The 12,701-nt window shown below is 72.5% G+C and carries 12 protein-coding genes; 2 read left to right on the top strand and 10 right to left on the bottom strand.

The features are described from left to right. Positions 1–21 precede the first annotated feature (21 nt). The 10 genes from ACIHAD_RS04495 to ACIHAD_RS04450 form a co-directional block, all read right to left on the bottom strand. Positions 22–696, bottom strand: a complete 675-nt coding sequence (locus ACIHAD_RS04495) for a polysaccharide deacetylase family protein (RefSeq protein ID WP_397352930.1) — start codon at positions 694–696, stop codon at positions 22–24. A gap of 84 nt (positions 697–780) precedes the next feature. Further along, entirely contained in the window at positions 781–1,479 is a 699-nt protein-coding gene (locus ACIHAD_RS04490) for a class I SAM-dependent methyltransferase (RefSeq protein ID WP_397352929.1), read from the bottom strand. Then, positions 1,466–2,716, bottom strand: coding sequence for a glycosyltransferase (locus ACIHAD_RS04485; RefSeq protein WP_397352928.1), 1,251 nt, complete (start codon positions 2,714–2,716; stop codon positions 1,466–1,468). Before ACIHAD_RS04485 ends, ACIHAD_RS04490 begins: the two co-directional genes overlap by 14 nt. 106 nt (positions 2,717–2,822) lie before the next feature. Then, the gene (locus ACIHAD_RS04480) at positions 2,823–4,919 is read right to left on the bottom strand and encodes a hypothetical protein (RefSeq protein ID WP_397352927.1); all 2,097 of its coding nucleotides are present in this window, start codon (positions 4,917–4,919) and stop codon (positions 2,823–2,825) included. Positions 4,920–5,078: 159 nt separating this feature from the next. Next, entirely contained in the window at positions 5,079–6,347 is a 1,269-nt protein-coding gene (locus ACIHAD_RS04475; protein ID WP_397352926.1) for an acyl-CoA reductase, read from the bottom strand. Next, the gene (locus ACIHAD_RS04470) at positions 6,344–7,375 is read right to left on the bottom strand and encodes an acyl-protein synthetase (protein ID WP_397352925.1); all 1,032 of its coding nucleotides are present in this window, start codon (positions 7,373–7,375) and stop codon (positions 6,344–6,346) included. Before ACIHAD_RS04470 ends, ACIHAD_RS04475 begins: the two co-directional genes overlap by 4 nt. Continuing rightward, positions 7,372–7,548, bottom strand: coding sequence for a hypothetical protein (locus ACIHAD_RS04465; protein ID WP_397352923.1), 177 nt, complete (start codon positions 7,546–7,548; stop codon positions 7,372–7,374). The genes ACIHAD_RS04470 and ACIHAD_RS04465 overlap by 4 nt, the downstream gene beginning before the upstream one ends. Before the next feature lie 11 nt (positions 7,549–7,559). Further along, complete coding sequence (locus ACIHAD_RS04460) at positions 7,560–8,876, bottom strand: AMP-binding protein (RefSeq protein ID WP_397353048.1); 1,317 nt, start codon at positions 8,874–8,876, stop codon at positions 7,560–7,562. Further along, the gene (locus tag ACIHAD_RS04455) at positions 8,876–9,634 is read right to left on the bottom strand and encodes an SDR family NAD(P)-dependent oxidoreductase (RefSeq protein ID WP_397352922.1); all 759 of its coding nucleotides are present in this window, start codon (positions 9,632–9,634) and stop codon (positions 8,876–8,878) included. Before ACIHAD_RS04455 ends, ACIHAD_RS04460 begins: the two co-directional genes overlap by 1 nt. Then, positions 9,609–9,857: an acyl carrier protein gene (locus ACIHAD_RS04450; RefSeq protein ID WP_397352921.1), complete on the bottom strand. Its 249-nt coding sequence runs from the start codon at positions 9,855–9,857 to the stop codon at positions 9,609–9,611. The genes ACIHAD_RS04455 and ACIHAD_RS04450 overlap by 26 nt, the downstream gene beginning before the upstream one ends. A gap of 162 nt (positions 9,858–10,019) precedes the next feature. Here ACIHAD_RS04450 and ACIHAD_RS04445 point away from each other — a divergent pair, with 162 nt between their 5' ends. Continuing rightward, positions 10,020–10,955, top strand: coding sequence for a hypothetical protein (locus ACIHAD_RS04445; RefSeq protein ID WP_397352920.1), 936 nt, complete (start codon positions 10,020–10,022; stop codon positions 10,953–10,955). Next, positions 10,952–12,685 (top strand): hypothetical protein, encoded by a 1,734-nt coding sequence (locus tag ACIHAD_RS04440; RefSeq protein ID WP_397352918.1) that lies wholly within the window; start codon positions 10,952–10,954, stop codon positions 12,683–12,685. Before ACIHAD_RS04445 ends, ACIHAD_RS04440 begins: the two co-directional genes overlap by 4 nt. Positions 12,686–12,701: the final 16 nt, after the last annotated feature.

The raw sequence follows: 12,701 nt of genomic DNA, 5'->3' as shown, positions 1-12,701 counted from the left end.
GCACTTCGGAGGAAGGCGTGCTCAGAAGTAGCTCACTCCGGACTCCGGCCCCTTGCCGCGCAACAGCGTCGGGACGGTGACGAGGGTGTAGCCCTGCTTCTTGAGCTCCTTGACGATCTCAGGCATCGCCTTGACGGTCTGCGGGACCGTGTCGTGCATGAGGATGACGCCGTCGCGCTTGGCCAGCTTGAGCACCGTCGCCTTGATCTTCTTGGCGTCGCGCAGCTTCCAGTCGAGGGTGGTGCCCGTCCACAGGATCTCGGCGAGGTCCTGTTGGTCGGCCATCCGCAACACGCGGTCGTCGGTGTGCCCGTAGGGCGGGCGGAACATCTTCGGCCGGCGACCCGTGGCGTCCTCGATGAGGGCCTGCGTGGTGCGCAGCTCTTCGAGGATGTCGTCGTCGCGCAGCGTCGGCAGTGAGGGGTGCGAGTAGGTGTGGTCGCCGATCGCGTGCCCCTCGGCGGCCTCCTGCCGAGCCAGCGCCGGACGCCGCTCGACCTGCTTGCCGACGAGGAAGAAGGTGGCCTTGGCCCCCTCCTTCTTGAGCACCTTGAGCAGCGTCGCCGTGTGCTCGCTCGGGCCGTCGTCGAAGGTCAGCGCCAGGCACTTGAGCCGGGCGCAGTCGATCTTCGGGGCGGCGGCCGCGGGCGTGGCGGTCAGGGCCAGGGTGGCCGCGAGAAGGGCGTGAATCACCACAGGCGACAGCCTAGAACCATCCGGGCCCGCCCGCGCGCCCGGACATCGAGTTGAGACCTGCCCCTGCGGCCCCCAGCCCCCCGGTTACCGTCCCAGCCTGGCCCGCAGGAACAGCGTCACGCCCTTCAGCGACCTGACCGGCAGGTAGCGTTCGGCCCGCACCACCATCGACAGGCCCGCGTTGACCACCGCGGGCGTCCGCTGCAGGTCGCTGCCCCGCGACCGCCGCCGGTGCCGGGCCACGAGCGGGCGCAGCAGCACGTTCCAGCTCCACAGCCGGTCCACCTTCAGCCCGGCCTTCTCCACCACGACGGTCAGCGTGTCGCGACCGTAGCGGCGTACGTGGCCCACGGCGTCGTCGTGCGCCGACCACAGCGCCATGTCGCACGGGACGGCGATCAGCGCGTGCCCGCCGGGCGCCAGCACCCGGGCGATCTCCTCGGTGACGAGATGGTCCTCGTGGATGTGTTCCAGCACGTCGAAGGCGGTCACCAGGTCCATGCTCGACGTCTCGAACGGCAGCGCCCGCGCGTCGGCGTGCACGGCCTTGAGCCCGCGCTCCCTGGCGACCTCGACGGCCGTCTCGCAGTAGTCCGTCGCGGTGGCGTCCCAGCCCGCCTCGACCAGCACCCGGGTGTTCCCGCCGCCGGCCGCGCCGACGTCGAGGGCCCGCCCGGGACGGCCCAGCCCGCGCAGCTCCCTGCGCAGGATCGCGCGGCGTTCCCGGTACCACCAGTGGGTGTCCTCCAGGTCGAGCAGCCGACGGATTTCAGTGGTTTCCATGTGCTTGATTCCTTGTGCGGGAGAAGACCCAGCGGTCCAGTGCGGTGAAGCGGATGAGGGTGAGCAGTCCGTACGTGGCGACCACCGCGCTCATCTCCATCAGCCGCCCGGCCCCGGGAGACACGCTGCGCAGCCCGAGCACGGCGGAGGTGGTCAGGAGGTAGTTGGCCAGGAACAGCAGCGCCGCCCTGAAGTGCATCGCGGTACGCCGCCCGCCCAGCCGGTTGAACGTCCACCGCCGGTTGGCCTCGGTGTTGACGAACCCGGTGAGCACGAGCGCGCCCAGATTGGCCGGTGCCGGCGCCCAGACCCCGCGCAACGGCAGGTAGATGAGCGCGTACAGAAGCACGGAGAACACCCCGATCGCGGCGAACGAGGTGAACTTCGCCAGCGTCACCGCCCTCGGCCGGGCGACCACCGCGTCGGGATGCGTCGGCGTGAGCTCCGAACGCGCCACCTCGACCTCGGCCCGGCCCGTCGACATCGACCAGGCGACCCTGGCCAGGCCCTTCAGATCGTCGATCGCGGTCCTGACCACGCGGACGCGCGAGTCGGTGTCCTCGATCCAGTCGACCGGCACCTCGTGCACACGCAGGCCATTGTGCTCGGCCAGCAGCAGCAGCTCGGTGTCGAAGAACCACGCGTCGTCCTCGATCTTGTCCATGAGCGGCCGGACCACGTCGGTCCTGGCCGCCTTGAACCCGCACTGCGCGTCGCTGAACCGGACCCCGAAACCGTACCGGAGCAGCGCGTTGTAGCTGCGCGACACCACCTCGCGCCTGATCGAGCGCAGAGTACGGGCGCTGTGCGCGAGCCGGGTGCCGATGGCGATCTCGGAATGCCCGCTCGCCACCGCCGCGACCAGCGGGAACAGCGCGCCGAGGTCGGTGGACAGATCGACGTCCATGTAGGCGACGATGTCGGCCGGGCTCTCCCGCCAGGCCGCCTTGAGCGCGGCCCCCCGGCCCCGGATGTCGAGCCTGCGGGCGTGCACCCGGTCGTACTCGGCGGCCAGGCCGGTGGCGATGGACCAGGTGCCGTCGGTGCTGCCGTTGTCGACGACCGTGATGCGCCACGGGAGCGGGAATCTGGCCTCCAGGAAACCGGCCAGCGTGCGCACGCAGCCCGGCAGCGCCCGCTCCTCGTTGAGCACGGGGATGACGATGTCGACGGTCGCCAGGCCGGCCGAGGTGTCCAGGACGTTGGGGCTCGGGTCCATGGCGGCGCGCGTGTCCATAGAGTTCCCTGATCGCTTGTGGCGGTAGGTTCACGGAAATGGTGCTGGGGGCGTCCAGCGGGGCGCGTGCCGTTTCTCGTCACCATTCCATGAACGGGGACAAGCTTTACCCGGTCGTGAGCTCGTAGACGGAGGAGTCGGCGTTCCGGAAGCGCAGTTCGGCGTATTTCCCCAACGCCGGATCATTGCCGGTGAACAGCCATTTGACGCCGTATTGCTGCTGGAGCCGGCGGAGGTTCGCGGCCGACGGCTCCCGGAAGGCCGCGTCGTTGTCCGCCAGCCTGGCCTGGTCGGCGAACGGCACCTGGAGGTAGGGGGTCACGAACAGCTCGGCGCGCGACAGCGTGCTCTCGGCGTACGCCCAGCCCTCGACCAGCACCCGGCGCTCGGTGAACCCTGACACCCAGAAGTGCCTGCTGTCGCACGTACGGCGGGGCGCCGGGTTGCGGCAGTGGAGGTCGGTGGCCACCACGTCGTCGGGCGAGGAATGGTCGCGCAGCCACCGTCCGGCCTCCAGCGCCCCGGCGGGGATCAGCCGCTCGCGCTCCCACGACTCGGGCGCGACGTGCACGACCACCTCCCGCAGCGAGGTCGGCACGGCGTATCCCGCCAGCAGGGCCACCACCGCCAGAGAGAACCCCTTCCGCCGGAACGCCAGCACCACCACGGCCACCCCCGCCAGTACCAGGTACGGCACCATCACCCGCACCAGCGTCTCGCCCGGCGGCTCCAGCCGCGCGGCCACGACGGCCACCGCGGCCCCCAGCCCCGCCAGGCCCGCGACCACCGCCCACGGCACCCGCCGCCGGTCCATGGCCGCCACCACCCCGCACACCGACGCCACCGACAGGTACGGCCGCACCCCTTCGAGGAAGTAGAGCTGCGCGTCGGAGGGATGGCCGAGCACCATGATCGCGCCGATGCCCGCCAGCCCGATCCCGGCCGGCAGCAGCACCGCGGGATCCAGCAGCCGCGCCTTCAACCCCGCCACGCCGCCCCACACGCAGACCAGGCAGAACAGGTGGACGCCGGCGAACACCAGCACCGGCCCCCACGGCTCGGCGGCCAGCGCGGGCGGCTGCACGTCCGCCACCACCCCCCACAGCGTGCGCATCGTGGCGAACGGTGCCACCACCGTCCCCTGCGCCCCCCGCCCGAACACCACGAACTGCGCGATCAGCAGGCACCCGAACGTGATCGCCGTCGGCACCACCCATTCCAGCCGCAGCCGCCGCTCCACCGGCAACCGCACGACCAGCACGAACAGCAACCCGGCCAGCAGCAGCGGCAGGAACGTCGCCTTCGCCCCGGTCAGCGCGAGCAGCAGCACGGCTACCGCCGCCCACCCCCTCGGCCGCATGGCGGTGAGCACCAGCACCACGGGCGCGAACAACAACGCGCCGAACGTCTGCGTCGGGCTGGCCCACGCGGTGAACATCGATCGCGAGGTGAACACCACACCCTCCTGCAGCGCCGGGGCGAACAGGAAGTACGTGACGCCGACCGCCGCGACCCCCGCCCCCCACCGCCCGCCGAGCCGCCGCCCGAGCACCGCCACCAGCACGACCATCGCGAACGTCATCGGCAGCGTGGACAGCCGGTAGACCAGCGTCACCGGCTCGATCCCGGTGGCCCAGCTCGTGGCCGCCATCTCGGCGTAGACGAACCAGTGGTAGGACAGCCGCTCGCCCAGCACCGACGGCACGGTGGGCGGCACGTGGTTCCTGACCTCGCCCAGCAGGGCCAGGTGGTAGGGCATGTCGACGTACGCGTCGGTGATCGGCACCCGGTAGAGCGACCGGGCGCAGAAGGCCAGCAGATAGCCGGCGACCCCCGCCAGCGACCAGGCGCACCACCAGGGCATACGGTCGCGTTCCGCCCGGCCCCGCCAGTGACGCCGCAACCGCGGCACCGCGAGGAACGCCCCCACGACGGCGACCGGCCAGCCCAGCACGAGCAGCGGCAGGCCCGCCGCGCGGGCGGGGATGTAGACCAGGACCTCGACGGCGTACCCGAGCGCCAGCCCGGCGGCCACGTCCTCGGCCGGCGATCGGCCGCCGCCCGTCAGGGCCCGCCACAGCAACGTCCCCGGCAGCGCCACCCCGAGCCCGACGTACGCGGCGAAGGCCACCAGATCCCGCACCGGAACCCCGCACCACAGCAGCACCCACGCCGCCCCGCCGAGCACGATCCCCGCCGGCACCCACCCCGCCGGCCCCCGCCCCCGAGCACCAAGCCTTCGCCGACCCCCCACCCCCTCCACCAGAAGAGCCGTCATCCCCCAACTCCCAAAGCAGCCGCCCCCAACCCGGTCGTCATCGGTGGGCCAGCCCCTTGCGTGGCCGGTTCGTCCGATGAGGGCTCATCTGACCACGGTCACCAGTCGCGTGAACTCGCCCGGCAGATCGACCCCGTCCCACACCCGGTGGAAGCTCAGCGCGCTCCCCACCGGCACCATGCGATCGACCCCGCGTCCGGCGAGCCCCCGGGCCAGGTCCTCCAGCTCACCCAGCGAGAACCCGAAGTGCGTCAACGTCTGGTCCTTGCGCTCGACCATCGGGATCAGCTCCGCCAGGGTCCGCACCCGCGCGTGCGCGAAGGTGCCCGCCCCCAGCCACCGCCGGGGCATGGCGGCCGCCGCCGCCAGCGTCACGTTGGCCAGCGCGTTGCCCCGGAACTCGATCAGGTCCACCAGCCCGTCGGCGGCCAGCCCGTAGACCGAGACCCGCTTCTCCACCGCCATCGCCGCGTCGACGTCCCACCCGCGCCCGGCCAGCACCCGCGACACCTGCTCGGTGAAGTCCCCCCGCGCCGCCTCGCAGTCGCCGTCGGCCCCCACCCAGAACACCGTCCGGGGGGAGGAGCAGGCGGCCTGGTCGAACCAGTAGCTGTCGTTGACGAACCCCTCGGCCGCCGCCACCCGGGCCGCGCGCGGCGCGCACAGCCAGGCCGCCGCGTTCACCACCGCGAACGACGACCGGTCGGGAAAGGTCAGGTCGCGGGCGTGCGGCGCGAGCGGATGGCGGCGCACCTCGCGTACGGTGTCGTCGCCGCCCCAGATCACCCGCAGGTCGCAGGCCGCCGACAGACCGGCGGTGACCGCCTCGGCCCGCCGGTCGTAGGACACGATGCGCTGCGTGGCCGCCACCACCGGATCGGCGTCGGCCAGCGACTCCCGCAGCGTGTCGATGATGACCTCGGCCACCGCCCCCGCGCGCGGCGACAGGCGGACGACGTTGCGGTTGCCCATCAGGGCCGACAGGGCCCAGGAGTAGACGAAGACGGTGTCGACGTTCGCGGGCGGGAGGTGGAAGACCAGGCCGCGCGGCACGCGTACGTGGGACGTGCGCAGCCCTTCGAGGGTGCGGGCCAGCTCGCTGGGCCGCAGGAAGAACCCGAGCGAGCCCAGCTCGGGATGGCGGCGGGCCAGCGCGGGCCGCAGCAGCCGCTTGCCGAACGCCGCCAGGAACGCCCGCATCCGCTCGTCGCCCACCTCAAGGGTGACGCCCTGCCGCAACTGCGCCAGCAGATCCTCGACGCCGACGGGCGAGGCGCCGGGCGGGAAGCGCACCGCGACCCCGGCCGCGTCGCCCACCCGCGGGATCCGGGTGGTGATCGATTGATCGGTCATCGGCCGCCCTGCCCGAACGTGTCGCTGCAGCCGCGCGCCTCGGCCCGCGGCAGCCTGCCCAGTACGGTGAACCGCTTGCCCGGCCAGTGGCCGTCGTCGACGCCGTGCACCATGCCCAGGTCCTCCGTCAGCAGCGCGTGGCCGGGATAGGAGGTGGGCAGGGTGCTGACCACCTCGATCAGCCCCGGCACGCCCGGCGGGACCTCCCGCCAGGTGCCGGGGTCGCGGACGACGACGTCGGCGAAGTCGGGGCAGTAGAGCCCGTCGCCGTCGGGGCCCTCCAGGAAGACCGTGCCGATCTGCTCGACCATGCCGTAGAAGTTGTGCACCCTGGTCAGCCCGCACTCGGCCGCCAGCCGCCGGCGGAAGCCGTCGTTGTCGACCGCCTGCTCGGCCAGCCGCTTCCAGCCGCCCGAGTGGATCAGCACCCCCCGGGACAGGTCGGCCCCCAGACCGAGCAGGTAGAGCCAGACCATGAACGTGAATCCGAAGATCAGGAACGGCTCGCCGCCGTGGCGGTCCAGGAACGCCTTGACGGCCTCCGCGTCGACCTCGCCCTGCTCGTCGAGGACGAAGGTGTGGTCTCTGCCGAAGTTCATCATCCCGAGCACCCCGGCTCCCCGGGCGCTCAGCGTCGGGTCGCGGACGACCGAGCGGCCGTCGACGATCAGCATCGGCAGCCGCCGCTCGCCCAGCACCGCCCGCAGGGTCGCGGCCAGCATGCGCGGCTGCGCGGCGGCCGCCTCCCGGTCGAGGTAGACCCGGCTCGGCCGCTGCCCGGTGGTGCCGCTGGAGGTCAGGACCCGGAACACCTCCTCGGACGGGACGCTGCGCAGCTCGTGGGTCTTGAACAGCCGCACCGGCAGCCACGGCAGGTCGACCACCCGTTCGTAGGGCGGACGGGAGCCGATCGCGTCGAGGATCCGTCGATAGGGCGGGCACGCCCGCCGGTGCCGCTCGGTCAGCGCCGCCAGCTCCCCGGCCAGCACCGCCTCCCGCGCGGCGGCGTCGAGCGTGAACACACTCACCGCCCGGCCACCCCCGACAACCGCCGGCCCCCCGCGTCGACCGTGAACAGCCACTCGGCCACCCCGCACAGGCCCCGGCCCCCCGCGTCGACCGTGAACAGCCCCATCACCCGGCTCCCATCCGCGTCGACCATGGACAGGCTCATCACCCGGCTCCCATCCGCGTCGACCATGGACAGGCTCATCACCCGGCCTCCGGGCTCGACTCCAGTGTCCGGTAGTCGATCTTGCCGGTGGGCAGCAGCGGCAGTCGTTCGACGGCGCGCACGTCGAAGCCGCTCCAGTGCAGCCGCAGTTCGGCGCCCAGCCGGCGGGCCAGGTTGCGGCACCCGGCCGCGTCGAGCCCCTCGGCCCACACCGTCACCCGGTCGTCGCCGCTGGTCGCCGCGACCGGCACGGTGTCGCGCAGCAGGAGCTCGACGTCGTCGAGGTTGACCCGTACGCCGAAGATCTTGGCGATGCGCCTGAGCCGCCCGGTGACGTAGAGGAACCCCTCGTCGTCGAGCCGGCCGAGGTCGCCGGTGCGCAGCACCCCGCCCAGGTCGTCGCCCCTGGCCAGATCGGCGGCGGTCTCGGCGTAGCCCATCATCACGTTGGGCCCGTGGTAGACGACCTCGCCGCCGTCGATCGCCAGCCGCCCGCCGGGGACGGCCTGCCCCGCCGAGCCCGGCTTGTCGGCGAGCCGGTCGGGCGGCAGGACGGCGATGCGGGCCGTGGCCTCCGTCTGGCCGTACATGATGAAGAAGCGGTCGGCCTGGGTGGCGAACAGGGTCACCAGCTCGGGGCTGAGCCGGCCGCCGGCCTGGGTGAGCGTGCAGATCGTGGGATGCTCGGCGCGGTCGAAGCGGAGCCTGCGCAGCATCTCGTACTGGTAGGGGACGGCCGCGAGCGAGGTGCACTTGTGCTCGTCGAGGTGCGTCCAGAAGGAACGTTCGAGCAGCCCGGCCTCGGTCAGGACGACCGTCGCCCCCGCATGGAGATGGCTGTTGAGCACGGACAGGCCGTAGCTGTAGTGCAGCGGCAGGCTGGTGGGCGCGATCTCGCCGGGCATGATCGACAGCGCCGAGGCGATGGCGGCGGCGTTGGCCGAGACCGCCTCGCGGGACAGCCGAACCAGCTTGGGGTTGCCCGTCGAGCCCGAGGTGGCCAGCATCACGGCCAGGTCGGGATGCGGGTCGGGGGCCTGGCCGCGGGCGCCCGGCGGGCCGTCGGGCGCGTGGGTGAACCCCACCAGCGCCGCGGGCCGGAACCGGTTCACCAGGTCGGCCAGGGCCGTGGCCGACAGGTCGGGGTCGAGCAGCGCGATCGGCCTGCCGGTCTGCCAGGCGGCGAGATAGCGCAGCACGGACGCCAGGTTGTTGCGCATGCCGCAGAACAGCGGCCCCGGCCGCAGCCTGGACAGCGCGTCGGCCACGCGGCCGACGCGCCGGGTCAGCTCGTCGCCGGCCAGCCCCTCCTGGTCGCCGGCGACGAGGAGCCGGGCCTGCCCGGATGGGAACATCACGACACCAGCCCGCCGTCGATCCCGAGCACCTGGCCGGTGATGTACGACGCGCCGGGCGAGAGCAGGAACGCGACCGCCTGGGCGACGTCGTCGGGCCTGCCGAGGCGCCGGAGCGGGGTCGCCGAGATCGCGGTCTCGCGGGCTTCCGGCTGGAGCGACTTCAGCATGTCGGTCTCGATGTAACCGGGGGCCACGGCGTTGACCCTGATGCCCGCCGGGCCCATCTCTCTGGCGGCGGCCAGGGTGAGGCCGATGACGGACGCCTTGGTCGCGGAGTAGGCCGCCTGGTTGGCGCCGCCCGCGCGGCCCATGAGCGAGGAGACCAGCACGACGGCGGGGCTCTGCCCGCGCAGCAGCAGCCGGAAGGCCAGTTGCAGCGTGTGGGCCGGGGCCAGGGCGTTGGTGCGGTAGAGCTCGTCGAGGGTCTCGGCGCGGGCCATGGCCAGCGGGCCGGACGCGTGGACGCCGGCGTTGACCACCAGGGCGTCGAGCCGCCCGTGGCGCCGGGTGATCTCGCGCATGTGGCCGGCGACGGCGGTGCGGTCGGCCACGTCGCCGTGGACGGCCCATGTGCGGCCGCCGGTCGCCGCGGCCACCTCGGCGGCGGCCTTGTCGGCGCGCTCGGCGTCGCGGCCATGGAGGACGACCGTGTGGCCCGTCGCGGCCAGGGTGGTGGCGATGGCGCGGCCTATGCCCCTCGTCGACCCCGTGACCAGGGCGACGCGGGCCTCAGACCGCGGCTGCGCCGATTCCATGCTTCTCCAGCAGCTCGCCCGCCTTGGCGAACGAGCTCATGTCGATCATGTCGTCGGTGTCGATGATGATGGAGAACTCGTCCTCCATCGCCGCGATCAACGCCATGTGGGCCAGGGAGTCCCACTGGGGGATGCCGCGGTATTCGAGGCGGTCGACGTGCGTGTCGGCCGACAGGTTGAGCGCCGTGCGGAAGACGGCCCGCAGGCGGTCGAGATGACTCATAATGTCTCACTCTCTGTCCTCAAGCCACGACGAAGTGTAGCGGGGATTCGGGTGGCAGGAGAAACCAAACCCCCGACGTGAGTAATGGAAGCGTATAACGGCGCGTGGCCGTCGTTCAGGGCTGGGAATGTCCCAAGAGGCGCGCCAACCGCTACAGGGGGAATGATGGACGAATCCAATCACTGGTACGGGCACTCGCGCATTCTGGGCAGGTACTGCGAGGTGCCGGACGAGACGCCGAAACGAATCCAGGGCTTCCTTCAACACGGATGGAACTATCTCCACGGATTTCCCCCGAACGACCACTGGTGCAGCCCCGGATATCCCCGTTTCATCTGGTCTGACGTGCTTCGTCGTCGGGGTTGGTCGATGGGCAGGCGTGGCCACTATCTCATCGGAGCGCCCTGGATCTACCTCCTTTACCTGGAGCCGGATCTCGGCGTGGTCTCCGAGCGGAAGGGTACGATCTGGTATCCCTTTCATGGCTGGGAAAAGTCCTCCGTGACCGGAGACCATGCCCATCTCGCCGACGAAATCCGAAATGTCGAGACCGAACCGGTAACTGTCTGTCTTTATTGGCTGGAATATGCGAATCCGGACATCCGGCGGGCGTACGAAGCGAGGGGATTCAAGGTCATCTGTCACGGCGAGCGCGGCTCCCGGTGGGAGAGCAAGGGGCGCGACTTCCTGCGCCGGCAGCTGATCCAGTTGCGGCGCCACCGCAGGGTGGCCTCCAACCGGCTCGGCAGCGCGCTGTTCTACGGCGCCTCGGTCGGCTGCGAGGTCGCCGTGTACGGAGACCCGATGCAGTACGAGGACGAGCGCCCCGAGTACGGCGGCACGGCGCGCCGCATGCGGCTCTGGCCCGAGCTGCACGGCACGCACGTCGATCCCGAGCTGGCCGCCGAGGTGGCGCGGCAGGAGCTGGGATTCGAATATCAGGCGACACCGGAGGAGCTACGGCGAATGTTCGGATGGAAGCGGGTGCCCGCGGGAGCGCAGGCAGGAGGAGGCGCGGCGGGAGCGAGGCGGCCCGAGCCACGGGGGAGGGCGACCGCCTCCGGACGGCCGGTCCTGCTCCACGGGGTGACGTCATGAGCGAGCGCGTGAGCGAGGCGCCTGAGAACGTCCGCCTGATCGGCGGCGAGATGCTGCTGTGGTCGGACCTGTCCAACGTGGCCGGCGTCACCGACTGGCGCGGCGCGGCCCTGGAGCTGGTCGGCCGGATGATCCCGGCGACCGGCCGGGTGCTGCTGGTCGGGCCGCACCCGCAGCTGCTGGTCGACGACGTGGTCGGCCGGGCGGCTGAGACGGCCGTGCTGCTGCGGTCCTACCCCGACGCCTGCGCCCTCGGCGAACGGCACCCGGAGCTCGCCGTCCACTGCGGGCGGCTCGACGTGTTCGACGCGGACGAGCCGTACGAGCTGGTGCTGGCGCTCGACGGGCTGCTGCGCACGCACTCGGCCGAGGCGCCGGCGGCGGCGTGGATCGAGTCGTTGCACGCGCTGTCCGCGCTCGTCGCGCCCGGTGGGCGGCTGGTGCTGGGTGTGCGCAACGACCTGGGCGTCGACCGGTTCATCGAGGCTAGGCCCGCCGACCGGGAAGGCGGCGACGACCAGTGGGCCCCCCACGGGTTCGACCCGAGCTACCCGAGCGGGCCCGGCGCGCTCGACGGCGCTCTTGAGGCGGCGGGGCTGAGCGTCGAGCGGTGCTACGCGGCCTATCCGGGGCGGCAGGCCCCCCGGGCGCTGCTGGCGCGCGAGGCGCTCGCCTTCGACCTGCCGGAGGCGGTCACGTTCCCGCTGAGCGCCAGGGGCGGTGACCGGATGCTGGTGGCCGACCCGTTGCGGCTGACCCGGCTGGTGTTCCGGCACCGGCTGGGGGAGGAGCTGGCGCCGCTGTGGCTCGCGGTCGCCACCCGGCCGCCGTCGCCCCCGCGGCCCGCGTCACCGCCGCTCGACGACGCCGCCTCCGCGTCCCTCCGCACGCCGCACGCGGAAGGCTCGGCCGACGAGCCCTGCGGCGAGTTCGACGCACCCCCCGCGACGTGGGACGCCGAGGGGGCGGTTGAGCTGCCGCTCGGGCTGATCGAGGAGGGGGCCGTCGTCCACGAGCTGACCAGGGCCGGCGCGCGGCGGTTGCCCGACGGCGCGGAGCGTCCCGTCCCGGCCGGCCGGGTGGTCGAGGAGATCCTGGTCGAGGCGTGCGCCCGCGAGGACACCAAGGCCGTGCGCGAGCTGCTGTCGGCGCTGGCCGCCTGGCTGGAGGCCGACGGCGGCCCGTGCGTGACCGCCGATGGCCTGGTCCACGACGGCGAGCGGTTCGCCGCCATCGTCCAGACCGCCGCGCCGGCCGTCCCGCCCGAGCCGCGCGTGGTGCTGTGCAGGATCCTGTGGCGGTTCGCCGTACGGCTGCTCGCGGCCGGGCACCACCACCCCTGGCCGTGGCCGCTGGAGGCCGACCAGCTCACGCTGACGCTCTGCGGCATGGCCGGACGCCCCTGCGACCAGGGCGACCTCGACCTGGCCCGCAAGTTCGACGCCGAGCTGGGCCACCCGGCCGAGCAGGCCGACCCGCCCACCTACCGTGACCTGCTCGGCGCCCGCGACCGCCTGGCCGACCAGCTCACCGCCGCCCTGGCCAGGGTCTCCAGGCTGGAGACCAAGCTCTCCTACCGCGAGCGCGAGCTCGTCAGGGCCAGGTCCAAGCTGAGAAGGACCCAGCGCAAGGCCGCCGCCTACCGGCGCACGCTCGGGTACCGCCTCTCCCGCCGTCTGGCCCGCCCGCGAAAGGTCGCCCGCAGGGTCATCCGCCTGCTGTCCGGCTGACGAGCCGACGACAACG

Source organism: Nonomuraea sp. NPDC052265, assembly GCF_044547985.1.
Lineage (GTDB): Bacteria > Actinomycetota > Actinomycetes > Streptosporangiales > Streptosporangiaceae > Nonomuraea.
The sequence above is the reverse complement of the archived record's forward strand: the minus strand, read 5'-3'. Positions and strand labels throughout refer to the sequence as shown.